General features: G+C 41.8%; 23 protein-coding genes. 8 read left to right on the forward strand and 15 right to left on the reverse strand.

Annotated elements, in window-relative coordinates; translation table 11 throughout:
• Window positions 1–2 precede the first annotated feature (2 nt).
• From LXF01_RS00370 to LXF01_RS00385, 4 genes are all read left to right on the forward strand, one after another.
• Window positions 3–611 carry a sugar transferase gene (locus LXF01_RS00370; protein ID WP_326489494.1) on the forward strand — a complete coding sequence of 203 codons (609 nt, stop codon included), beginning with the start codon at window positions 3–5 and terminating at the stop codon, window positions 609–611.
• Window positions 611–1264 (forward strand): acetyltransferase, encoded by a 654-nt coding sequence (locus tag LXF01_RS00375; RefSeq protein WP_233944808.1) that lies wholly within the window; start codon window positions 611–613, stop codon window positions 1262–1264. Before LXF01_RS00370 ends, LXF01_RS00375 begins: the two co-directional genes overlap by 1 nt.
• Window positions 1265–1296: 32 nt before the next feature.
• Window positions 1297–2466 (forward strand): DegT/DnrJ/EryC1/StrS family aminotransferase, encoded by a 1170-nt coding sequence (locus tag LXF01_RS00380; RefSeq protein WP_233944810.1) that lies wholly within the window; start codon window positions 1297–1299, stop codon window positions 2464–2466.
• Window positions 2467–2593: 127 nt separating this feature from the next.
• Window positions 2594–4468: a polysaccharide biosynthesis protein gene (locus tag LXF01_RS00385; RefSeq protein ID WP_233944811.1), complete on the forward strand. Its 1875-nt coding sequence runs from the start codon at window positions 2594–2596 to the stop codon at window positions 4466–4468.
• A gap of 60 nt (window positions 4469–4528) precedes the next feature.
• Here LXF01_RS00385 and glmS read toward each other — a convergent pair whose 3' ends face one another.
• The 8 genes from glmS to LXF01_RS00425 all read right to left on the reverse strand — a co-directional run bounded on the left by glmS (window position 4529) and on the right by LXF01_RS00425 (window position 12147).
• On the reverse strand, window positions 4529–6367 hold the full coding sequence (gene glmS / locus LXF01_RS00390) for a glutamine--fructose-6-phosphate transaminase (isomerizing) (RefSeq protein WP_233944813.1): 1839 nt from the start codon (window positions 6365–6367) through the stop codon (window positions 4529–4531).
• Between the two features lie 12 nt (window positions 6368–6379).
• The gene (gene glmU, locus LXF01_RS00395; protein WP_233944815.1) at window positions 6380–7744 is read right to left on the reverse strand and encodes a bifunctional UDP-N-acetylglucosamine diphosphorylase/glucosamine-1-phosphate N-acetyltransferase GlmU; all 1365 of its coding nucleotides are present in this window, start codon (window positions 7742–7744) and stop codon (window positions 6380–6382) included.
• A 21-nt stretch (window positions 7745–7765) separates the two neighbouring features.
• Window positions 7766–8242 carry a phosphatidylglycerophosphatase A family protein gene (locus tag LXF01_RS00400; protein WP_078194116.1) on the reverse strand — a complete coding sequence of 159 codons (477 nt, stop codon included), beginning with the start codon at window positions 8240–8242 and terminating at the stop codon, window positions 7766–7768.
• Window positions 8243–8264: 22 nt separating this feature from the next.
• On the reverse strand, window positions 8265–9182 hold the full coding sequence (thiL, locus tag LXF01_RS00405) for a thiamine-phosphate kinase (protein WP_180024788.1): 918 nt from the start codon (window positions 9180–9182) through the stop codon (window positions 8265–8267).
• Between the two features lie 20 nt (window positions 9183–9202).
• Window positions 9203–9652 carry a transcription antitermination factor NusB gene (gene nusB / locus LXF01_RS00410; RefSeq protein WP_180024787.1) on the reverse strand — a complete coding sequence of 150 codons (450 nt, stop codon included), beginning with the start codon at window positions 9650–9652 and terminating at the stop codon, window positions 9203–9205.
• A gap of 4 nt (window positions 9653–9656) precedes the next feature.
• On the reverse strand, window positions 9657–10127 hold the full coding sequence (gene ribH / locus LXF01_RS00415; RefSeq protein WP_111885509.1) for a 6,7-dimethyl-8-ribityllumazine synthase: 471 nt from the start codon (window positions 10125–10127) through the stop codon (window positions 9657–9659).
• 11 nt (window positions 10128–10138) lie between these two features.
• A complete protein-coding gene (ribBA, locus tag LXF01_RS00420) occupies window positions 10139–11260 on the reverse strand; it encodes a bifunctional 3,4-dihydroxy-2-butanone-4-phosphate synthase/GTP cyclohydrolase II (RefSeq protein WP_067765588.1) in 1122 nt (373 codons plus the stop codon).
• Window positions 11261–11574: 314 nt separating this feature from the next.
• On the reverse strand, window positions 11575–12147 hold the full coding sequence (locus tag LXF01_RS00425; RefSeq protein ID WP_233944817.1) for a TetR/AcrR family transcriptional regulator: 573 nt from the start codon (window positions 12145–12147) through the stop codon (window positions 11575–11577).
• 152 nt (window positions 12148–12299) lie between these two features.
• On the opposite strand from LXF01_RS00425, the gene LXF01_RS00430 reads away from it, so the two are divergent.
• Entirely contained in the window at window positions 12300–13043 is a 744-nt protein-coding gene (locus LXF01_RS00430; protein WP_233944818.1) for an SDR family oxidoreductase, read from the forward strand.
• A gap of 48 nt (window positions 13044–13091) precedes the next feature.
• Window positions 13092–13697, forward strand: coding sequence for a 2-hydroxychromene-2-carboxylate isomerase (locus LXF01_RS00435; protein WP_180102805.1), 606 nt, complete (start codon window positions 13092–13094; stop codon window positions 13695–13697).
• 191 nt (window positions 13698–13888) lie between these two features.
• On the opposite strand, the gene LXF01_RS00440 is transcribed toward LXF01_RS00435, so the two are convergent.
• Both LXF01_RS00440 and exaC read right to left on the reverse strand, forming a co-directional pair.
• On the reverse strand, window positions 13889–14464 hold the full coding sequence (locus LXF01_RS00440; RefSeq protein WP_180090116.1) for a hypothetical protein: 576 nt from the start codon (window positions 14462–14464) through the stop codon (window positions 13889–13891).
• Between the two features lie 158 nt (window positions 14465–14622).
• A complete protein-coding gene (gene exaC / locus LXF01_RS00445; protein WP_078194071.1) occupies window positions 14623–16134 on the reverse strand; it encodes an acetaldehyde dehydrogenase ExaC in 1512 nt (503 codons plus the stop codon).
• Between the two features lie 222 nt (window positions 16135–16356).
• Here exaC and LXF01_RS00450 point away from each other — a divergent pair, with 222 nt between their 5' ends.
• Window positions 16357–17538, forward strand: a complete 1182-nt coding sequence (locus LXF01_RS00450; RefSeq protein ID WP_233944820.1) for a helix-turn-helix domain-containing protein — start codon at window positions 16357–16359, stop codon at window positions 17536–17538.
• A gap of 21 nt (window positions 17539–17559) precedes the next feature.
• Here LXF01_RS00450 and LXF01_RS00455 read toward each other — a convergent pair whose 3' ends face one another.
• Both LXF01_RS00455 and mdh read right to left on the reverse strand, forming a co-directional pair.
• Window positions 17560–18522 (reverse strand): alpha/beta hydrolase, encoded by a 963-nt coding sequence (locus tag LXF01_RS00455; RefSeq protein WP_233944822.1) that lies wholly within the window; start codon window positions 18520–18522, stop codon window positions 17560–17562.
• A gap of 246 nt (window positions 18523–18768) precedes the next feature.
• Window positions 18769–19980: an iron-dependent methanol dehydrogenase gene (mdh, locus tag LXF01_RS00460; protein WP_180123833.1), complete on the reverse strand. Its 1212-nt coding sequence runs from the start codon at window positions 19978–19980 to the stop codon at window positions 18769–18771.
• Window positions 19981–20380: 400 nt separating this feature from the next.
• On the opposite strand from mdh, the gene LXF01_RS00465 reads away from it, so the two are divergent.
• Window positions 20381–22081, forward strand: coding sequence for an NAD-dependent malic enzyme (locus tag LXF01_RS00465; RefSeq protein ID WP_233944823.1), 1701 nt, complete (start codon window positions 20381–20383; stop codon window positions 22079–22081).
• Between the two features lie 145 nt (window positions 22082–22226).
• Here LXF01_RS00465 and LXF01_RS00470 read toward each other — a convergent pair whose 3' ends face one another.
• From LXF01_RS00470 to LXF01_RS00480, 3 genes are read right to left on the reverse strand one after another with little or no spacing between them, the layout of a single operon-like run.
• The gene (locus tag LXF01_RS00470; protein WP_078191524.1) at window positions 22227–22886 is read right to left on the reverse strand and encodes a methionine ABC transporter permease; all 660 of its coding nucleotides are present in this window, start codon (window positions 22884–22886) and stop codon (window positions 22227–22229) included.
• Window positions 22867–23937, reverse strand: a complete 1071-nt coding sequence (locus tag LXF01_RS00475; protein ID WP_233944825.1) for a methionine ABC transporter ATP-binding protein — start codon at window positions 23935–23937, stop codon at window positions 22867–22869. The genes LXF01_RS00470 and LXF01_RS00475 overlap by 20 nt, the downstream gene beginning before the upstream one ends.
• Before the next feature lie 10 nt (window positions 23938–23947).
• Window positions 23948–24778 (reverse strand): MetQ/NlpA family ABC transporter substrate-binding protein, encoded by an 831-nt coding sequence (locus LXF01_RS00480; protein WP_233944827.1) that lies wholly within the window; start codon window positions 24776–24778, stop codon window positions 23948–23950.
• Window positions 24779–24794 lie beyond the last annotated feature (16 nt).

A 24794-nucleotide genomic window follows, 5' to 3' on the forward strand; every position in this document is an offset into this window, starting at 1 on the left:
CAATGCTTAAACGATTATTAGATATCGTCATTGCCTTTATTGCTTTAATCCTCCTTTCTCCTCTATATGCATACGTTGCATATAAAGTGAAAAAAAATTTAGGTTCGCCGGTATTATTTCGTCAAGTGCGTCCAGGTTTAAATGGTAAGCCATTTGAAATGATCAAATTCCGCACCATGAAAGATGCAGTAGATGCACAAGGTAATCCGCTACCCGATAGTGAACGCTTGACGCCATTTGGTAAAATGCTGCGTTCAACGAGTTTGGATGAAATGCCAGAGCTTTGGAATGTCATAAAAGGTGATATGAGTGTGGTTGGCCCACGTCCATTACTTATGGAATATTTGCCTTTATATAATGAAGAACAGGCAAAACGCCATAATGTGCGCCCAGGCATGACGGGTCATGCCCAAGTGAATGGACGTAATGCCATTAGCTGGGAAGAAAAATTCAAATTAGACACATGGTATGTCGAAAACCAGTCAACCGTATTGGACTTTAAAATCATGTTGAAAACTGTGCAAAAGGTCATTGCTAAAGATGACATTAGTGCAGAAGGTGAGGCAACCATGACTCGCTTTACAGGATCGAAACATAAGGATGAAAAATAATGTCGAATAAATTGATTGGTGTTTACGGTGCAAGCGGATTTGGTAAAGAAGTCATGCCACTAGTACGTGCGCAATTTACTGAATTCAATAAAGAACATTTTGTATTTATTGATGACGGTCAAGCAAATACAGATTTAAACGGATATAAAGTACTAAGCTACACGGATTTTATCAATGATTCTAAAACCGATAAACATGTGACAATTGCAATCGCAAATAGCCTAGTACGTGAAAAATTGGTGGCTCGTTTAAATCAGGATAATGTTCAACATTTAGAAATTCAAGCTGCAAATACAGTTATTTTAGATGAAGTTGAGATTGCTGAAGGTAGTTTACTCTGTCCATTTACCTGCTTAACCTCGAATATTAAAATTGGTAAGTTTTTCCATGCCAATATTTATAGTTACGTTGCACATGATTGCATCATTGGCGATTACGTAACATTTGCACCTGGTGTAAAATGTAATGGCAATATTCATATTGAAGATCATGCCTATATTGGAACAGGTGCGGTGATCAAACAAGGTACCCCAGACAAACCATTAGTGATTGGTAAAGGTGCTGTGGTTGGTATGGGTGCAGTCGTGACCAAAAGTGTTCCCGCAGGCGTTACTGTTGTAGGTAATCCAGCCCGAATTTTAGAGAAGAAATAAAGATTTTTAAAAAATCAATTTAGGAAAGAGATATGTTAAACACTGCATTGGAACCGTGGCCAAGCTTTACGCAAGAAGAGGCAGATGCTGTATCAAAAGTATTACTGTCAAATAAAGTAAACTATTGGACAGGTCAAGAATGCCGTGAATTTGAAAAAGAATTTGCCGCTTTTGCAGAAACTCAATATGCCGTAGCTTTGGCAAACGGTACGGTTGCACTCGATGTCGCATTAAAAGCTTTGGGTATTGGGGCAGGGGATGATGTGATAGTCACTTCACGAACATTCCTCGCTTCTGCAAGCTCTATTGTGACTGCTGGTGCAAACCCTATATTTGCAGATGTAGAGTTAGATTCGCAAAATATATCTGCGCGTACGATCGAAGCTGTTTTAACACCAAATACTAAAGCAATTATCTGTGTACATTTGGCGGGTTGGATGTGTGATATGGATCCAATCATGCAGCTAGCACAAGATAAATGCATTTATGTTATTGAAGACTGTGCACAGGCACATGGCGCAAAATACAAAGGGAAATCTGCGGGTTCTATCGGACACATTGGTGCTTGGTCTTTCTGTCAGGATAAGATCATGACCACTGGCGGTGAAGGCGGCATGGTTACCACTAATGACGAAGCTTTATGGAAAAAAATGTGGTCATACAAAGACCATGGTAAAAACTTTGACAGCATTTATAACAAGCAGCACCCGCCAGGTTTCCGCTGGTTACATGATTCGTTTGGCACCAACTGGCGCATGATGGAAATGCAAGCAGTCATTGGGCGTATTCAGTTGAAAAAAATGGCTGAATGGACCAAGGTCCGTAATGAAAACATGCAGAAAATCTATGCAGCCTTTGCTGAAACACCATATATAACTGTCTCACAGCCAAGTGAGGAATATGTACATGCAGCATATAAATGTTATGTTCAAGTGAATCCAGAGCATTTACCTGAAGGTTGGTCACGTGATCGCATTATGAATGAAATCACGGCACAAGGTGTCCCATGCTTTAGTGGTTCGTGCTCTGAGGTTTATTTAGAACATGCTTTTGATGGAACGCCTTGGCGCCCTGAACAGCGTTTAGCAAATGCACAAAAACTTGGGGAAACTAGTCTGATGTTTATTGTGCATCCAACCTTAAGTGAAAATAGTTTAAGTACAACAATTCACGCAATTCAAAGTGTACTTTCAAAAATTTAATTCATTTTCTGTGTGGCGAGTCTCAATAATTGAACTCGCTTACATTTTTACATTTGTTTAAAAATGCTAGATCGACTAAAAACATTTTTAGTTCAATTATATAAATAGCATAGAGAAGACTAATCCTGTGAAATCAGTCATTATGCCCTTGGTGAATTCTCCTCGATACGCCAAACAATTATTTTTAGTAATTTTAGATTTTTTAGTATTTCCAGTTCTCATCTGGTTTTGTTATGCGTTACGTGAATTTAATTTAGGTGCTGAAGTTGTTCCTAATATCGCATATGGCTCACTTTGGGTAAGTACTCTTGCTGTAGCTATGTCACTCATTTGTGGACTTTATCATTTTATTGTTCGTACATTTAACGAAGTTTTTTTTACTCGTTTAGCAATTGCTACAGGATTAACAATCTTAGGTTTATATGCTTTAGCGTATTGTAGTCATGCATTTATACCCACTTCAATTCCATTGATGTTTGGTTTTTTAATGTTTGCTTGGGTGTGGTTTAGTCGTAGCGCAATTCGTTTTATCGTGAGAGCGAGTTTACAGACGAATATGCCCAAAAGAAAAATTGTGATTTATGGTGCAGGTTATGCAGGTCAACAAATTGCGGCTATGCTAAATCGTTCTGATGAGCATTTTCCATTATTTTTTATCGATGATGATGAGTCACTTACAGGGCAAATTATTGGTGGATTAAAAGTTTATAATGCTGATCAAGGACTTAAGCATCTTGATCAAGAAAAAGTAGATGAAATCTTAATTGCATTACCCTCTGTAGGACGTACACGTAAAAGTGAAATTGTGAAGTTCTTAGAGCCAGCGCATATTAAAATTACTGAAATTCCTGGCTTAACGAAATTGGTCGATGGTGATATCCATGTTTCCGATATTCGTGAAGTTGATATTATTGATTTATTAGGTCGAGATCCTGTTCCGCCTATTCCTGAGCTGCTCGCTAAAAATATTCATAATAAAGTTGTAATGGTAACAGGAGCAGGAGGCTCAATTGGGTCGGAGTTGTGTCGGCAAATTATTAAAAACCACCCGCAAAAATTAGTAATATTTGAACTCACTGAGTTTGCACTATATAGCATTGATAAAGAGCTACGTCTGAATTGTAATATTGAAATTATTCCAATTTTAGGAACAGTATTAGATGAAGCTAAACTTGAGCGAGTCATTGAACAATACCACGTGCAAACCGTTTATCATGCAGCAGCTTATAAACATGTCCCCTTAGTTGAATGTAATCCTTTAGCAGGATTAAAAAATAACTCTGTGGGTACAGCTTTTAGTGTAAATGCAGCTGTTAAAAAAGGCGTGGAAACCTTTGTATTGATTTCAACTGATAAAGCAGTCCGCCCAACCAATGTGATGGGTGCTTCGAAGCGAATGGCAGAGCTATATTGCCAAGCAATGGCTGAGGCGCAAAATCAAACACAAATTAGTATTGTGCGCTTTGGTAATGTTTTAGGTTCTTCAGGTTCGGTCGTACCTTTATTTAAACAGCAAATTGCCAAAGGTGGCCCGATTACCGTTACACATCCTGATGTCACTCGTTACTTCATGACAATACCCGAAGCATCACAATTGGTTATTCAGGCTGGAGCTCTCGGCACAGGTGGTGATGTATTTTTGTTAGATATGGGAGATCCTGTTCGAATTCAGGATTTAGCACGTCAAATGATCGCTTTAAGCGGTTTAAAAGTTCGTGAAGAAGGAACGGATATCGGTGATATAGCAATTCATTATTCTGGACTACGTCCTGGTGAGAAATTGTATGAAGAGTTATTGATTGATCAGGAAGATACTCAAGTGACGGATCATAGTCGTATTCTTCGTTCATTTGAAAAGCATTATCCGCTTGAGGAATTACTGCCTATTTTTGAGCGAATTTATAACTTAACTGCAATTGAAGCCGATGTTAATTGGGCATTGGAGCAATTGGAGTTCTATGTTGATGGTTATCAACGTGGCAAAGAAATTCAGGTCAATTAATATTTTTTAGTTTATGAATGTAAAAAAGGAGCCATGAGGCTCCTTTTTTACATTGGGGTATTATTCCACCGTCACAGACTTCGCCAAGTTACGTGGCTGATCGACATCAGTACCACGTAATACTGCAACATGATAAGAGAGCAGTTGTACTGGAATGCTATACACAATCGGCGCCAAGATTTCATTCACACTTGGCACATACACAACATGTTGACGATCTTTGGCTTTGATCCCGCTATTTTCATCAGCGAAAACAAATAACTCACCACCACGTGCTTGCACTTCTTCCATGTTCGATTTGAGTTTGTCCAACATGTCATCTTGTGGAGCAAGAATCACCACAGGCATATCATTATCTACCAGTGCCAATGGACCGTGTTTTAATTCACCAGCCGCGTAGCCTTCTGCATGGATGTATGAAATCTCTTTAAGTTTTAAAGCACCTTCAAGTGCGATAGGGAACTCAGTTCCACGACCCAAGAATAGGCAGTGATTTTTTTCAACAAATAATTCTGATAGACGTAGAATCTCAGCATTATTTTGTAAAGTATCTAAAATCACTTTTGGTGTATGCCAAAGCGCTGCAATAATTTCAGAGACACGGTCAGTTGAAATGCTTTGCTTAATTTGACCAATTTTCAATACCAATAGCATCAATGCCGCAAGCTGTGTGGTAAATGCTTTAGTCGAAGCAACACCAATTTCAGGGCCTGCAAGCGTCAACAAACTGTAGTTGGTTTCACGTACCATTGACGAAGTTGCGACGTTGCAAATGGTCATGGTGGTGATATTCAAGCTTTTCGCTGCTGCACGTTTTTGCGTATCACGCAGTGCAGCTAAAGTATCGGCCGTTTCGCCCGATTGAGAAATACAAACATACAGTGTGTTATTCACAATCACAGGCGAACGATAACGGAATTCACTGGCAATTTCGACTTGGCAAGGTACATCGATCAGTTGTTCAAACCAATATTTGGCAATCATGCCGGCATGGTAGCTGGTACCACATGCGATGATTTGCACTTGTTGAATTTGGCTGAAATCTTGAGCTGCATTGGCAAGGAAATCATCACGAAGCGCATTACCATTTAATGCTTGTGAAATCGTTTGCTTAATCGCTTCAGGCTGCTCATAAATTTCTTTGAGCATATAGTGTTTATATTCACCTTTTGAAGCATTGCTGACAGTCGCATCAAGATCTTTGATTGGACGATTCACTAATTTACCATCGACGAATACTTCAATAGTATTACGTGTCAAACGTGCAATATCACCTTCTTCAAGGTAGATAAAACGGTTGGTAATTGGTAAAAGTGCCAATTGATCCGAGCTAATAAAGTTCTCGCCAATACCGACACCAATCACGAGAGGTGAACCTTCACGCACCGTGATTAATTCATCAGGATGGTCGGTATGTACGATACCCAGTGCATAAGCACCTTTGAGTTGAGGTACGACACTTTTAACCGCTTCTAAAAGACTCGGAGTGGTTTTTAAAGCGTCATTGACTAAATGTGCAACAACTTCTGTATCTGTTTGTGATGTAAAGACATAACCAAGCGCTTCAAGATCATCTTTAAGCTCTTGATAGTTTTCAATAATACCGTTATGAACAACAGCCACATTGCCTGAAATATGCGGATGGGCATTATTTTCAGTCGGTTTACCATGGGTTGCCCAGCGCGTATGTGCAATACCGACCGAACCTGCGATATCTGCTTCTTCAACGGCTTGTTCAAGATTTGCAACTTTACCTACGCGACGTTCACGTAGAACATGGCCTTTATTAATCAGCGCTAAACCCGCAGAGTCATATCCACGATATTCAAGACGCTTTAAGCCTTCAATTAAAATATTGGTAATACTACGTTCTGCAACGCCACCGACAATACCGCACATAATTTAATCCTCTTATTTCTTCAATTTTTGGGGACGTTGATAGTTTTCTTTGGCAAATTGCTTCGAACGTTCTACCGCAAGACTATTGTCTGCCACGTCACGTGTAATGGTTGAGCCAGCACCCACTGTTGCACCATGACCAATGGTGACAGGAGCGACTAATGAGCTATTTGAGCCGATAAAGGCTGAGTCACCGATAATGGTTTTAAATTTATTTGCGCCATCATAGTTGCAGGTAATGGTGCCTGCACCAATGTTTGAACCAGCACCGACATCTGCATCACCTAAATAGGTAAAGTGGTTGGCTTTTGAGCCGACGCCAATGCTTGAATTTTTAACTTCAACAAAGTTTCCAATATGCACTTCATTGGCTAATTTTGCGCCTGGGCGTAAACGTGCAAATGGACCGATTTGAGCTTCTTCACCAACAATGGCGCTGTCAAAAACGCTATATGGTTGAACTTTAGTGCCTGCTGCAATCTTGGTGTTTTTAATCACACAACCTGCACCAATTTCAACGTTATCACCGAGTTCAACATCACCCTCAATAATTACGTTGATATCGATACGGACATCTTGACCAACAGTCAATGTGCCACGTAAGTCGAAACGTGCAGGATCAATCAGGTGAACGCCTTGTTGCATCAGTTGTTTTGCTTGGAAACTTTGAAATTCACGCTCTAATGCCGCTAATTGTACGCGGTCATTGACACCTTCGACTTCGAATGCACGCTCTGGTTCAACAGATGCCACTTCGAGACCGTCAGCAATTGCCATTGCCACGATATCGGTCAGGTAATATTCACCTTGTGCATTATTATTGCTTAATTGGGGCAACCATTCGTGCAATTTAGCATTACTTACGGCATAAATACCGGTATTAAATTCTTTGATTTTACGTTGTTCTTCAGAAGCATCTTTGTGTTCAACAATGGCTTGAATTTTGCCATTTTCACGTACAATACGACCATAACCTGTCGCATCATTAACCGTTAGGGTTACTAAGCCAATACCTGTTTGAGCAGATGCATCTAATAGTTTTTGTAATGTTGATTCAGTGATACAAGGCACATCACCTGAGAGAATCAAAGAAATCCCGGTTTTTGCTAGGACAGGCAGAGTCACTTTGACTGCATGGCCTGTACCCAATTGTTCTGCTTGTTCAACCCATTTGACATTTTCATGTGCAAACGCGTTTTGAACCAATTCGCCGCCATGCCCATAAATGGTAATTATTTCTTCTGCATTTAGTTTTTTCGCAGTGTTGATGACATGGCCAAGTAGGGGTTGTCCTGCGAGTGGTTGTAATACTTTGGGTAAACGAGAACGCATACGTGTCCCTTTACCTGCAGCAAGAATAATAACGCTAGTAGACATGTTTAATCCTAGGTGTTTCTATTACATAGACAAAATATAAAAATAAATACAGATGCAAAGCGCGGCCCAAAGACCTGCAATAATGTCGTCGAACATGATGCCAAAGCCACCACCGACTTGACGGTCAATGACACGAATAGGCCACGGTTTCCAGACATCAAATAAACGGAATAGGGCAAAACCAATCAATGCCCAAGTCCAGCTCATTTGCCCAAGATATAAAATTGGGAGGAAGGTAATAGACTGACCGGCAAATTCATCCCATACGATGCGGCCATCATCATGAACACCCATGACTTTGGCGGTTTGACCGCAAATATAGATCCCAATAATCGACATGATGATCATGACTATAATAGAGTTGAAAAAGCCGATTGCAAGCCAACCTGGAATAAACAACAAAGCAAAAGCAGAGCCAAAGGTGCCCGGTGCTTTGGGTGCAAGACCCGAGCCAAATCCCACGCCACAAAAGGCGATGACTCGGTTAAACCAAGACATGGATTTAAAGTTAATGGCTGGCTTATGCAAAATGCTGGTATCCCTTAAATTTTATGACTTGGTCCACACCGTGGTTGTTATAACGGATTCCCAAATTTGGGGTGATTTGACCGATTTTACTAATGTTTACATCTAATTTTAGTTGCAGAAGTTTTTGATAATTCTGCGGACTTATTGTAAAGCATAACTCATAGTCATCTCCACCCGCGAGGGCGTATTGCCACTGCTTTTCTTGTTGTAATTGTTTTACATCGTGATCGATAGGAAGTTGATCTAATTCAATTTCTGCACCGACGTGTGAAGCAGCGAGGATATGTCCTAAATCTTGTGCGAGCCCATCAGAGACATCAATCATACTGTTGGCTAAGCCTTTGAGCTGTTGGCCCAATAAGCAACGTGGTGTGGGATAATCTAAACGGCGTTGTAAGCGATGACCTAAATGGTTTAAGCCAAATGCAGCATCACCGACTTGTCCGCTGACGCAGATATAATCACCGACTTGGGCACCTGAACGTGGGACAGCTTGTCCTGATTCTACCCAGCCGAGGGCTGTAACTGAAATCGTCAGATGAGGACTTTGTGTGGTATCACCACCAATTAAACTCACACCAAATTGATCGCAACAATCATATAAACCCTGACTAAAGCCTTTGAGCCAGTCATGATCAATTTGGGGTAGGCTTAATGCCAGTAAAATACTATGCGGTTTGGCGCCCATTGCAGCAATGTCAGAAAGGTTGACGGCTACAGATTTCCAGCCAATGGCATGTGGGTTGGTGTCGAGAGGGAAGTGACGTCCAGCAACGAGAGTATCGGCACAGATGACCAATTGTTGCTGTGGAGGAGGGGTGAGCAAGGCTGAGTCATCACCGACCCCTAAATCGACAGCACTACTGCTGTGACGATTAAAATAGGTATCAATGATAGAGAACTCAGCCATACAACGTACTACTTAATAAATTAATTAGCTTGTTGCTTTTCTGCTGCACGCAATGTAGTCGCTAAACGATCCAATACACCATTGATGTACTTATGGCTGTCTGCACCGCCAAAATGTTTAGCTAACTCGATCGCTTCATCGAGTACGACACGGTAAGGAATCTCAAGGTGTTCTTTGAGTTCATACGAGCCTAAACGAAGGGTTGCAAGTTCAACGCCATCTAAGGCTTCAACTTCGCGATCGAGTACAGGGATTAAAAGCGCATCCAATGCTTCATGATTGGCAACAACCTCGGTCAATAACTCGTGGTAATAGCCGAGATCTACCTTGTGCATGGCATTTTCCACACGCGTACGTGCTTCAATCTCATGCACAGGATTGCGGCTCATTTGCCATTCATAAATTCCTTGTACAGCAAAGCGACGTGCTTTACGTTTTGCTGCATAAGTTGCTTGAAGTGTTTGCGACATAGCGTTAAATAGCCTTTAACAAGTTAACCATTTCAATAGCAGTCAAGGCAGCTTCACTACCTTTATTTCCTGCTTTTGTACCTGAGCGTTCAATCGCTTGTTCAATACTATCCGTAGTCAATACACCATTAATTACTGGTAAGCCAGTGTCTAGACCAACAACGCCTAAACCTTTGGCACATTCGCCAGCAACAAAATCGAAGTGAGGCGTGCTACCACGAATCACTGCGCCAAGCGCGATGATGGCATCGAAACGATCTGAAGCTGCAAGTTTCTTTGCAACCACTGGAAGTTCCCAAGCACCCGGTGCATGAACAATAGTGATATTATCCTCTGATACGCCATGACGTTTCAATGTATCAACGGCACCTTCTAGCAAATGTTCAACAACAAAGCTATTAAAACGACCAACTAAAATCGCATAACGGTCTTCGTTCGCGAGATGTAACATACCTTCAATACGGCGAACTGCCATAGCAACCTCGATTATTTCTCTGATGTTTGATTTGCGGTGATGTATTCCACCACTTCTAAGTTAAAACCTGATAATGCATTAAAACGTAATGGCGAGCTAAGAAGCTTCATTTTTTCCACGCCTAAATCACGTAAAATTTGTGCGCCGACACCAATGGTTTGATACTGCTGAGACAGTGCCGCATTGGATTTAACATTTTTCGGTGCAGTTAAATTTTCTAAAGCAGGGCCTAAGTCCTGTAAATGACGCTGACCAATCCACACTAAAACACCACGATCGCTGGATGCGATTTCTTTGAGTGCTTTATCGAGATTCCACGCTGGAGCGCCATCTTGTTTATTCAGTTTTAATAAGTCACGAACTGGGCTGAAACCGTGTACACGTACAGTGGTCACGCCTTGCTTTGGTTCGCCTTTCACAAGGGCTAAATGAATGTCTGGATTACCAATTTCACGGTAACGGAACAATTCAAATGTACCGTATTCTGTATCTAGTGTTTGCTGGTCTAGACGTTCAACCGTTTGTTCGTTAGTCATTCGGTAGTGAATCAGATCTGCAATGGTTCCCATTTTTAAGCCATGCTTTTCAGCAAAGACTTCAAGGTCTGGGCGACGCGCCATAGTGCCGTCTTCATTGATGATTTCACAAATCACAGATGCGGGTTCTAGGCCGGCTAAACGCGATAAATCACAGCCTGCTTCAGTATGGCCTGCACGGTGAAGGACGCCACCAGGCTGCGCCATCAGCGGGAAAATATGGCCTGGCTGTACGATGTCAGCCGGTTTAGCATGTGCTGCTACAGCAGTTTGAATGGTGTGCGCACGTTCAGCAGGTGAGATGCCTGTTGAAATGCCATTTGCTGCTTCAATCGACAAGGTAAAGTTGGTACCGTGCTGTGCACCATTGGCATCTACCATGAGTGGTAGATTTAACTGTTGGCAACGCTCTTTGCTGAGCGTTAAGCATACAAGACCACGCGCATGCGTAATCATGAAGTTGATATCTTCAGGGCGTACGTGGGTCGCAGCGATAACAAGGTCGCCTTCATTTTCACGATCTTCATCATCCATGAGGATGACCATTTTACCTGCACGAATATCAGCTACGAGCTCTTCAACAGTATTGAGCGGCATCAATCTTCACCTTTTTGTTTGTCTCGAATGACATTTACTTGCATTGATTGTTGCATAGTCTAACGTTTTTTTGCGTTCTTTGCCTATGCTTATCATTTTCCTTTAATGGCTCATTGTTATACACAGTCGTCAGAACCTTGAAAAGAGGACTTTATTTGAATTGTGCCATTTATGCCCAATCTTTAAGCGATTGAAAAGCATAAAAATTGGCAACCTTATACGGATATTGAATAATTGAGCCTTAGAGGGCTGACAGCTTGTCGTAAGTGTTTAATCGCATAACTACATGAAGGATCACATAAAATAATCGTTACTTATGCAGCTGAGTGTGCAGCTAAATAATCTTGAATGATCATTTTATTGGCCTGCAAAATGCTTTTTTGTAATTCGGGATCATGCATTGCCCGTGCAATTAAAACCGCACCGACCAATTGGGACATCATGGCCCAAGCTTTTTTTTCACTCGCCAAATGTGCGCTAAATAAAGCATGACCACGCAGTAATTCCTTTTCATAGGCCTGTTTAATCGTGTCATCTGCACGAGCTACTTCGGTCGCAAGTGTCGGCAAAACACAGCCTTGTTCAGGATGTTCAAGGTGGGAAGGGGTTAAATAACGGTCTAATTCAAAATTAATCCAGTCGGCTGCATTATGATGCGGGTTGCTTTGCCACATATCAAAACTGTGTTGTAACTCATGTTCAATTAAGGCTTTAAGTAGCTCTTGTTTAGACGAAAAATGTGAGTAAAAAGCACCACTGGTGACGCCGGCGGCTTTCATGAATCCATCCACACCTGTTGCGGCAAAGCCGTCTTTTTTCGCAATTTGTCCGCTGATGGTTAAAAGTTCTTGGCGTTTTTTTTGTTTGTATTCGGGTTTGTAGCGCATCTGCAACCCCCTTGAAAATAATATTGACGATAAATTAACCATAACATAGTATTCGTTATAGTAACGATCGTTATTTAATAATGTGTGGTTTAAAACCGACGCGTAAATAAAATGAGCGTGGAATAAAAATAAAACAGCAATGGAGTGAGACTATGCAACAACTCAATCGGATTTCGGCAAAAGTCGCTTTAGTGATTGGTGCAGGTGATGCAACTGGTGGTGAAATAGCCAAACGTTTTGCCCGGGAGGGTTATATTGCTTGTATGACACGACGAAATGCAGACAAATTAAAGCCTTTAATTGCTGAAATTCAAACACAGGGAGGGACTGCTTTTGGCTTTGGTTCTGATGCTCGAAAAGAAGAGCAAGTGATTGAACTCATCGAGCATATCGAATCAAACATTGGCTCGATTGAGGTCATGGTCTTTAATATTGGTGCCAACGTCCCTTGTAGTATTTTGGAAGAAACCGCACGTAAATATTTCAAAATATGGGAGATGGCATGTTTCTCGGCTTTTTTAACTGGTCGGGAAGTGGCAAAACGCATGGTGACACGTGAACGAGGCACGATTATTTTCACAGGAGCAACAGCTGGGACACGTGGTGCTTCAGGATTTGCAGCATTTGCAGGGGCAAAACATGCGCTGCGGGCATTGGCACAAAGTATGGCACGGGAACTAGGTCCACGTAATATTCATGTTGCGCATGTGGTGGTTGATGGTGCAATTGATACCGATTTTATCAAAGATACATTCCCTGATCTTTATGCTAAAAAAGAGCAAGATGGTATTTTAAATCCAGTACATATTGCGGAAAATTATTGGCATCTCTCACAGCAACCACGAGATGCATGGACGCATGAATTAGATCTGCGACCATGGATGGAACATTGGTAAGCACTGATTTAAAAATATTAGGAAAATAAGCAAAAAAGGACGAAAAAAATGAAAGTCATTGAGTTTTATTTTGATGTTGGCAGTCCATATAGCTACATCGGATTTCACCGTATTCAGCACATTGCTGAGCAATATCAGGCAGAGATTATCTGGAAACCGATGTTATTGGGTGGGGTGTTTAAAGCTACTGGCAACAGTAGTCCGATGGCTGTGCCTGCAAAGGCACGCTATTCCATGCGGGATCTTAAGCGCTGGTCAGATCTATGGCAGATTCCCGTGCAAATGAATCCGTATTTTCCGATCAATACTTTGCAGTTGATGCGTTTGATAACCGCAGTCCAATTATTTCAGCCTGAAGTATTTCTCAATGTACTGACGGGTATTTTTAACGCAATGTTTGGTCAGCCACGCAATTTAAATGATCTCAATGAATTAATTCAATTGATGCAGGAGCTTGGATTGGAGGTAGCGCAGGTTAAATCATGGCTTGAAGATGAAAAAGTAAAGTCTGAGCTGAAAGTTATTACCGAAGAAGCCATTGCACGTGGTGTGTTTGGGGCGCCAAGTTGGTTTGTCGATGATGAGTTATATTGGGGTGTTGATCATTTACATTTTGTTGAGGCGGCTTTACAGGCTTCATCACGATCAGCCTAATTGGACGAATACTTGAGTGAATGCTACTGAATATGAGCACCAGTTTTAGGGCGGGAATGCAGAAGTCATTGTAGATGTAAGTGGAATTATAGAATGGATCATGGCTGATTGTCTTACTTACATCTACTTTTACTCAGCTTTCATTTGTATTGAGTCTTATTTTTGGGGTACTAACTTAAAAAACTTAAGCTTTATTCCGTATATAAATAATGCTGACATTTGGTGCAATTTACGGTGCATGAATCGCTTGCATAAATACCTTTACGAAAGAATCGTTTATTGCCGCAAAAGATACAGATAAATTCATCTTTATGATTTTTAGCGCTTGGTAGCTCTTGGTAAACGAGTCTTAATCCATTGTCTTTATAACGATAATTTCGACCATAAATTTGTTTAGCAAGCCAATAGTCCAAACTTGTAAATTTTATGGCAATACAACTGATGATACAAAAAGGAAATAGCCATATAGATCCAAATGCTTTGGAAACAGACGCCCAACCTGAAAATACACTTGTGAAAGTAAAAAACATGACCGCGAAAGCACCAAAGAAGAAAAGATAGAATACTTTGCTTTGGAAAGAGCTTAATTTGTTTAAGTATTTGAGATGATGTTCATAAGTCGAAATATCATCTTGGTTGGGCACAAATGCGGGATAACGTGCTTGCTTAGGTTTGTCTGACACTTGATCACCAAATGAATGACCACAGGCACTACAAAAGTGATGTTGTACTAATGCTTTTTCTCCACAGGAGACACAATATTTCATAGCTATTTAAATATTTTTAATTAATAAAGTTATTTGTTTAGCAAGCATAAGAAAATTTGCAGCTTTTTAAAAGAAATTTCAATGAATTCTTTGAAGAGGCTTCTAACAAAAAAGCGAACCGAAGTTCGCTTTTTATCTCATGTATTGTTCAACGCTGCTTAGAAGAAGCCCATTGGCTTGGTGTCATAGCTCACCAAGAGGTTTTTGGTTTGTTGATAATGATCAAGCATCATTTTGTGATTTTCACGGCCGATCCCTGATTTTTTGTAGCCGCCGAATGCAGCGTGTGCAGGATAGATGTGATAACAGTTGGTCCATACACGGCCCGCCTGAATGGCACGACCCGCACGATATGAAGTATGTGCTGAACGCGACCAAACCCCTGCACCTAGACCATAAATCGTGTCATTGGCAATTTTAATGGCATCGTCGAAGTCTTTAAAGGTGGCAACTGAAAGCACAGGGCCGAAGATTTCTTCTTGGAAAATCTTCATGTCATTGGTGCCTTTGAAAATGGTTGGTTCAATATAGAAACCTGTACCGACTTCATTGCGTGGATCACCACCAGTAATGAGCTGTGCACCTTCATTTTTACCTGTCGCAATACAGCCCAAGATTTTATCTTGCTGCTCTTGCGATGCCTGTGCACCAATCATGGTATCGGTATCGAGTGGATGACCCGTCTTAATACGTTTCACACGTTCTACTGCCATTTCCAAGAATCGATCTGCAATGCTTTCTTGTACCAATGCACGTGATGGACATGTGCAAATTTCACCTTGGTTGAGCGCAAACATGGCAAAACCTTCGAGTGTTTTATCTAAGAACTCATCGTCTTTGTCCATGATGTCTTCAAAGAAGATATTTGGTGATTTTCCACCAAGTTCTAAAGTCACAGGAATGATATTTTCAGTCGCATATTGCATGATCATTTGACCGACAGCGGTTGAACCTGTGAAGGCGATTTTTGAGATGCGTGGATTGGTCGCCAATGGACGACCGACTTCAACACCATAACCATTCACAATATTCAGCACGCCGGGTGGGAGTAGGTCTTGAATGAGTTCAGCCAAGACCAAGATGCTGACAGGCGTTTGCTCCGCAGGTTTCAACACGATGCAGTTTCCCGCAGCCAATGCTGGAGCAAGTTTCCAAGCCGCCATCAAGATTGGGAAATTCCACGGAATAATTTGACCGACCACACCAAGTGGTTCATGAAAATGGTAAGCAATAGTATTTTCATCAATTTCAGAAATGCCGCCTTCTTGGGCACGGATACAGCCGGCAAAATAACGGAAGTGATCGATACACAGTGGAATATCAGCGGCTAAGGTTTCACGAATCGGTTTACCGTTGTCCCATGTTTCTGCGACCGCAAGGAGCTCTAGGTTTTCTTCAAGTCGATCGGCAATTTTTAATAAAATATTTGAGCGTGTGGTTGGGGAAGAGGCGTTCCATTGGGCTTTGGCTTTATGCGCTGCATCCAAAGCCAATTCAATATCTTCAGCAGAAGAACGTGGCACTTTGGTAAAAACTTTACCGTCTACAGGGGAGATATTTTCAAAGTATTCACCTTTCACTGGCGCGACCCATTGGCCACCAATCAGGTTTTCATACTGAGCTTTAAACTGAACTTTTGAACCGGGTTGATTAGGATCGACATAACGCATATGAATTTTCCTTTGCTTGTTTATTATGATCTTGTTGGGCTGCCTATCTGTGGCAATCTACAGCTTTGGTATAAGGTACTTTTGTACATTATTTGATTAGCATAGCTTGTATAAGGTTGGAAAAAGGTTGGAGACAAGAAGGTTTACAATATTTTTTTTCAGTCTTAAAAAACAAAAGCCGGGAAACGGATTTTTAGTCATGAATTGTTGTGAGAATAATGAATGATGATACAGAAGGATTTATCTGAGAAACGACAGAATGTCGAACGGTTAAGGCAGGGCATGAGTCTGTCAAAGCAGCAAACCTCGCAATTGAATGAGAGCATTGCGAGTTCTTGGCAGCGATCGGCGCAGGCGGAAATTCCGGAAAATCGGAGTGCTGCGCCTTTGGTGAATTTAAGTCCCCAGAGTCAACGACAGTCGGCATTGCATCATGCGTTGCAACATTGTGCCGAAGATTTAAAACACATAGCCGAACAGTCGTCGATGGTACTTGCCGTGGGCGATGTAGGTAGCACGATTATTTGGAGTGCGTCGAGTCGGCAAATGCAAAGTGCTGCGGAAAGTGTGCATTTTATTGCGGGTGGGCAATGGCGCGAAGAATTGGTCGGCACCAATGCATTAGCGTTGTCTTTAAAAACCCAACAGTCGAGTTGTGTGTTTTCAAATGAACATTACATGCCATCAGTACATGAATGGGTCTGCTATGCAGCACCGATTATCGATCCACATACGCAGCAAATTTTGGGCGTGGTTGATTTATCCACCGTGTGGAAAAACCACAATAGTTTAGGGCTACTTGCGGCTGAACGCTGCGCTTCGATTATTCAATCGGCTTTACTCGATTTTCAAAAACAGCATTTGTATATTCGGGCCTTTGCTGTGCCGCAAGTGTTATTTAATGGCAAAGTGATGGTGCTGACCCCGCGGCAAATAGAAATTTTGACCATCTTGGCGCTATGTCCGCAAGGCATGACCTTAGATACTTTGCATCAAGCCTTATATGGTGAACGAAAGGTGAGTGTTGGGACTTTAAAAGCGGAAATGTCGCAGCTACGCGATATTTTGGGTGGCATGTTAGGCTCAAGACCCTATCGCTTATTGGCGCAAGTCGAAGCCGACTTTTTACAAGCCGAGCAAGCTTTAGATGCAGGTTATCTCGATTCTGCATTAAAACTGTGTTCAGGGGTTTTCTTGGCTAAAACTGAAAGCCCATTTTTAGGGGCATGGCGTGATTGTCTTGAGTCACGCTTGAGCCAAGCGATTTTTAATGCCAAAGAAACGGATGTTCTGCTCAAGCATGTCGCGCGTTTTCCTGAAGCCATTGATGCGGTTGAACGCCTGATTGAGCTGATGCCGAGATCACATCCCGTACATCAGACCTTGTTGAAATTAAAACAGTGAGTTGCAATGTCATACAGGCTATTAAAGGCCTTTATTGGCCAGCCATTGAAAGAGCTGGGTATAGACTTGTTCGCGTGCTGATTTCTCAGAAAGGACTAAGTCATGTAAACCATTTTGGATACTTTGAATGGTGACATCGCCTTGAATTTTTTTGGCATATTTTTGGATATCTTTTACACCCAAAATCACATCACTGGTCTGCGCTGCTTTACCCCATTTTTTGGGATTTTTAGTTTGATGTGAATGCATCACTAATACCGGTATATCAATCGTCACACCTTGATGAATTTCCTTTTGAGCCTCATAAATTGTCCGTACAAAACTTAAATACACCATTGGATAGCGGGTCTTTTTCCAGTCTAAATTGAAGTTCCATTCACCCTTGAGTTCACGGTGTAAGCTGGCGGTGTACCATTTATTTAGTTCACTTGGGAATTTTAAATTGGGAAAAGTCTTTGCCAATTTACTCAGCTGTGGAATACCCAGTGCGCGTTTCACTGGATTCATGTTGAAATCATAAAATGGGCTGTTAACCCAAAGGGCTTGAATTAAAGGATGATTTGGATGATGGGCTGCATACAAAGTGGTGGTTAAGCCACCGGTAGAATGACCACAGAGCAGCAAGGCATCATGACCTTCATCAGCAATGATCGTTAGAGCCTGATCTATTTCGGCATCATATTCAGACAGTGCATGCACATTATAGTATTTTTGATGCGGGCGGATGGAGCGACCATATTTTCTTAAATCTAGTGCGTAAAAGTCGAAGCCATGCTGATTGAAGCGTTCCGCCATTTCGGTTTGGAAAAAATAATCGATAAAACCATGGATATAGAGCACCGCTTTGGAGGTAGGAGCCGTGGCTTTTTTGCGAACCAGTGTGGCAACCACAGGGCCTTCATAATCATCAGGGAAGGTCAGCGTGGCTTGTTCATAGCCTGCGCCCAAAATGTCAGGCTGATACTGAATATGTGAATGGCTCATTATTATACTCATCAATATTATTGGACATTATGCTTTATCCTTGATGAGCCATGAGCTTTTGTCAAATGAATAATCGATGCTGATTTACGAACTAAAAAAAGAGTGACCTCAGTATGAAAGCGACCAATCTATAGTCGCTTTCCTGAAATAAAAGGTGAAATGGATTCAGTTGAGCCTACATTACCAGACTCAAAGGATAATGTAGGCACTTGGGTCACTTAAACATGAAGACCTATTGGGCTTAACTTAAACGGCTGCTTTGAAGTCGACCACAGAGGCATTGGCCTTAAGCGCTGCCTTGAAAATATCAACCACTTGAGCATGAGTCGCTTTACGTGGGTTGGTGAGCATACAGGCATCTTTTTGCGCATTTTCAGACATGATGCTGAGGTCTTGTTCTTTCACACCAAGTTCAGAAAGGCTCGATGGAATACCAATGGATGCTGAAAGTTCACGAATTGCTGCAATTGCTGCATAAGCTGCTTCAGTTACAGTAAGACCGTCAGTTGGTACACCCATGAGCTGCGCGATACGTGCATAGCGGTCAGGGCAGGCGATCAGGTTAAATTCGCAAACGTGTGGTAGCAGCACGGCATTACATACGCCATGTGGCAAGTTGTAGAAGCCGCCAAGTTGGTGAGCCATCGCGTGGACATAACCTAAAGATGCATTGTTAAATGCCATCCCTGCTAAGTACTGTGCATAGCTCATCGCATCACGTGCTTCTAGGTTTTCGCCATTGGCTACGGCAGGGCTGAGCCATTCACTGATCATTGAAATGGCCTTTTCAGCACAAGCATCGGTAATGGGATTGGCTGCTGTAGAAACATATGCTTCGACCGCGTGCGTTAACGCATCCATACCGGTTGCTGCAGTGAGCGCCGCAGGTTTTGCAATCATTAGTTTCGGGTCATCAATGGCGATAAGAGGGGTACAACGCCAATCGACAATTGCCATTTTAACGTGGGTGTCAGTATTGGTAATAATACAGAAACGGGTCATTTCTGATGCCGTACCTGCGGTGGTATTAATCGCAATGAGTGGAGTCATTGGGACTGTACTTTTATCAATACCTTCATAGTCACGAATATGGCCACCACCCGCAGTCACTAAGCCAATGCCTTTGGCACAGTCATGAGAAGAGCCGCCGCCGAGAGAGACAATAAAGTCACAGCCATTGTCATTGTAGGCATCTACACCGCTATGTACGTTGGTGTCAGTTGGGTTGGGTTCTGCGCCCGGGAATATATGACTTTCTACGCCAGCTTCAGTTAAATATGCGGCAATGGTGTCTGCCACACCAAATTTGTATAGACCGGCATCGGTCACGATAAGCGCTTTCTTTGCGCCAAGATTTTGCGCCTTTGCACCAATTTCTTTAGCACAGCCGGGGCCAAAAAGTGAAACACAAGGGATGTAAAAACCGTTTGTTTGATCTGCAATATTTTTAAAAGCCATGGTGCGATTCCTTCTACCATTCATTGTCATTTGTTATGGGTGATACTCACCTAAACTGAGTATTGCGAGGGATGTTTTAAATTCACACCTACCAAAGACCTACCAAATTTAGGGCTTTGTATTGAACTTATTTAATTGATTGAAATTTAATCATTAATTATTTTTGCTATTTTCTGAGATTCGCTAAAAGTCGTATACATTTAAGCCAAAATAGGCGTTGCTGTGACTAGATGTATGATCGAGTTATCAGATTATAAAATCTAACTAAAACTACTATCAATTTACTAAATGCCCCAAAGCGCTCGAATCAGGATAGGCTATAACAAATAACGAGATAGTCACTTTTGTGCATTTCGCTTTTTGCAGTGCGAAACAAAAGATTAATTAAACGAGTTAAATAATGCCTAGTGAAAATTTGAAAACGAAACGTCCTTTATATATTCCTTATGCCGGAAATACACTTTTAGAACTCCCACTTTTAAATAAAGGCTCTGCGTTTAATGAAGATGAACGTAAGAGCTTTAATTTGCACGGTTTAATTCCACACGTCACGGAAAGTATTGAAGAGCAAAGTCAGCGTTCTTATCAGCAATATTGTGCATTTAATAGTGATATCAATAAGCATATCTACCTGCGCAATATTCAAGATACCAATGAAACATTGTTCTATCACTTAATTGAAAACCACCTCAGTGAGATGATGCCGATCATCTATACACCAACAGTGGGTGAAGCTTGTCAGCGCTTTTCAGATATTTACCGTCGTCATCGTGGGATCTTTATTTCATATCCTGACCGTGATCATATTGACCAAATTATTCATAACGTGAATAAAAAGAACGTGAAAGTGATCGTGATTACGGACGGTGAACGTATTCTTGGACTTGGTGACCAAGGCATTGGCGGGATGGGGATTCCAATTGGTAAGTTGTCGCTGTACACCGCATGTGGTGGGATCAGTCCAGCTTATACATTGCCGATTACTTTAGATGTCGGAACCAATAACCAACAGCTGTTGAATGACCCGATTTATATGGGATGGAGTCAGCCTCGTATCAGCGGTGAAGAATATTATCAATTTGTCGATGACGTGATTAAAGCCATTCAACAACGTTGGCCAAAAGCGCTGATTCAATTTGAAGACTTTGCACAAAAAAATGCGATGCCTTTATTGGAAAAATATCGCGATAAAATTTGCTGCTTTAATGATGATATTCAAGGAACAGCAGCGGTGTCTGTCGGAAGTTTAATTGCGGCATCACGTGCAGCAGGCAAGCAGCTCAAAGATCAAATCGTCACATTCTTAGGTGCAGGTTCAGCAGGTTGCGGGATTGCAGAACAGATCATCAAGCAAATGGTGGCGGAAGGTTTAACCGATGCTCAAGCGCGTGCGCGGGTGTTTATGGTCGATCGCTTTGGTTTAATTACTGAAAATCAGCCGAATCTTTTAGATTTCCAACGTAAACTTGCCCAATCTACAGACAATGTTGCACATTGGGCTGATGCCGAATCTATGATTTCACTGTTGGATGTGGTGAAAAATGCCAAACCTACGGTACTGATTGGTGTTTCGGGACAACCAGGGCTGTTTAGCCAAGAGGTCATTGAAACGATGGCTGCGAATTGTGAACAGCCTATTGTGTTGCCACTGTCTAATCCGACATCGCGTGTCGAAGCGGTGCCTGCAGATATTATAGAGTGGACCAAAGGTAAGGCCCTGATTGCGACTGGTAGTCCATTTGCACCAGTGAATTATCATGGAAAGATTCATCATATTTCACAGTGCAATAACTCCTATATTTTCCCAGGGATTGGTCTCGGTGTGATTGCATCTGGGGCGAAACGTGTGACGGAAAATATGCTGATGGCATCGAGTACGGCATTGGCAGACTGTTCACCAAAATTGGCAGATCCAAATGCCGATTTATTGCCAAGTTTGGATTATTTACAGGATATTTCGAAGAAAATCGCATTGAAAGTGGCATTGGCTGCGATTGCTGATGGTGTTGCGCCAAATGTCAGCGTTGAAGTGCTCGAACATGCGATTGAAGAGAATTTCTGGAAACCTGAGTATCGTGATTATGTCCGTGTGACTTATTAATTTGGTATAAAGATGCTGATTGAACAGAATCGATTTTGCATCTAATCGAAAAATACCCTAATCCAGATTAGGGTATTTTTTTATGTATAGAGGCATATTTTTTTTAAGAAATACGAAAAATTATCGAGCGGGGCGCTTTAAATCTTTAAATTTTGCGTTTATCCAATTGGTTGGAAATGTGATCTCCACAGGCTTGAACCAGCATCACGATCGCGACCAAGACCACTATCACTGCCAGCATGATTTGCATATCAAAGCGTTGATATCCGTAACGGTAAGCAATATCCCCCAAACCACCTGCACCGATAGCCCCTGCAATGGCAGAAGAATTAATCATGGTCACCAAGGTCACAGTAAAGCCCGCTACGATGCCAGGAAGCGCTTCAGGGAGCAGCACATGCCAAATGATTTGTTTGCGATTACAGCCGATGGCTTGAGCGGCCTCAATCAGACCTTGATCGACTTCACGTAAACTCACTTCTGCAATGCGTGCAAAAAAAGGCGTGGCCGCAAGGGTTAAAGGCACGACGGCAGCCCAAACGCCATAACTGGTGCCCACGATAAAGCGCGTGAGCGGAATGAGTGCCACCATTAAAATCAGAAAAGGCACCGAACGGGTAATATTGACCAACCAACCTAGTGTGTGGTTTAAGCTTTTTGAGGGATAAATCCCGTGTTCAGCACTACACACCAATACGACCGCTAAAGGCAGGCCGATCAGAAAGGCCACAAAGGCTGAAACGCCGACCATCAGTAAAGTATCAATGGTTCCACTAATCAGTAAATCAATGAGTTGGTCGTGCATAGCCAAGTACCTCAATCTGTGCGATATGGTGTTTAAGTTGTTCAGATAAGGCGTTGATCTCTAAATGGCTGTGGTCTACAGCAACAATCAACGAGCCAATTAAATGCCCTTGAATACTATCGATATGACTTTGATACAGATGTACTGGCGCCTGAAATTGATCAAAAATAAACTTTAAGTCCGGCGACTGTTGTAGCGTCGATTCATAGCGTAATTTTAAAATGATTTGATCATTTGGATCTGAAGGCTGTGGTTGAATATCGCTTGGTAAATCAAGCTGTTCAAGGTTGAGTAACTCTTGTGTGATCTGCTGCTGAGGCGTAGAAAACACTTTCCAAACCTGTCCTGCTTCTACAATTTCACCTTGATCGATCACTACAACTTGATCGCAAATTTCTCGAATGACCTGCATTTCATGGGTAATCAACACAATGGTGATACCGAGCTTTTGATTAATTTCTTTAAGCAAAGACAGCACAACAGAAGTACTTTCAGGATCGAGTGCAGAAGTCGCTTCATCACAGAGTAAAATTTCCGGATGATGAACTAACGCTCGTGCAATCCCGACACGTTGTTTTTGCCCACCGGAAAGTTGAGAAGGGTAGTGCGCTGCTTTATTTTCAAGACCCACTAGCTTCAGCACTTCATTCACTCGCTGAGAAATATCGGCTTGACTGAAATTGGCAATTTTAAGGGGCAGTGCAATATTGTCATACACGGTTTTGGCAGACATTAAATTAAAATGCTGAAAAATCATCCCAATGCGTTGACGCAGGGCTATCAACTCTGCGTGATTTAAGCTTGATAATTCCTGTTGATGGATGTGAATACTGCCATCACTGATTTGCTCTAAGCCATTCACCGTTCGAATCAGCGAAGATTTACCCGCGCCGCTTTTCCCAATAATGCCGAATATTTTGCCTTGTGGAATATTCAGATTGATATCTTTTAAGGCATGAACTTGTTGTCCTTGCACATCATAAAATTTATTTAAATTTTTGATTTGGATATGGGGGACGGCAAATTCAACCGATGAACCGAAACTCACCATGAGTGACTCCTTATTTCCAACCAGGGAACCACAGTTTTGCACCAAAATCTGCGTCCAATGCCTGTTTAACTTTAGGTGAGTTGTGATAAATATCGACAAATTTACGCAGTTTATCATCATGATCTACATAGTCATCACGTACGGCAAATAAGATGGCAAAACGCTTGTCAGTATTGGAGTCAAACAGTAAGGCATTTTCAGGATCGGCAGTTTTTGCTAAACGTAAATAATGTGGATAGCCAAAAGCCAGATCGACATCATCAATTGCACGTGCCGTTTGAGGGCCTTCAACCTCAATAAATTGAAGCTGTTTAGGATTCGCAGCAATGTCATTTAAAGTCGATAAAAAGTTATCTGGCTGTTTCAGCTCAATGAGCTTGGCTTGCTGTAACAGTTGTAAGGCACGGCCCTGATTGACCGGATCATTCGGAATCACCACTTTGGCTTTATGGGGTAAATCAGCAAAGTTTTTATACTTTTTTGAATACAGTCCGACATGGGTTGCAGCACCAACATCAAAGGCTTTGATTTTAAAATCCGTTTCTTTTTTTGCATTATCTAAAAACGGTTGATGTTGGAAAAAGTTCGCATCAATATCGCCGTGGTTTAGAGTGATATTTGGGGTATTCCAGTCTGAAAATTCCACCAATTTAACATTCAGCCCTTGCTGCTTGGCTTCATCTGCAGCGACTTGTAAGGGTTTAGCAAAAGATGGGCTAATCCCAATCACCAATTCACTTTGATGACTTTTCTTTTGTTGATTCCAAATAACTAAGCCAATCACCAAGATGGCCACGATTACACCAATCAGTGTGAATTTAGATTTTGCTGTTTGTGCCATGGCACACCTCTATATT

It is taken from the genome of Acinetobacter sp. SH20PTE14 (genome assembly GCF_021391555.1).
GTDB classification, from domain to species: Bacteria; Pseudomonadota; Gammaproteobacteria; order Pseudomonadales; family Moraxellaceae; genus Acinetobacter; species Acinetobacter amyesii.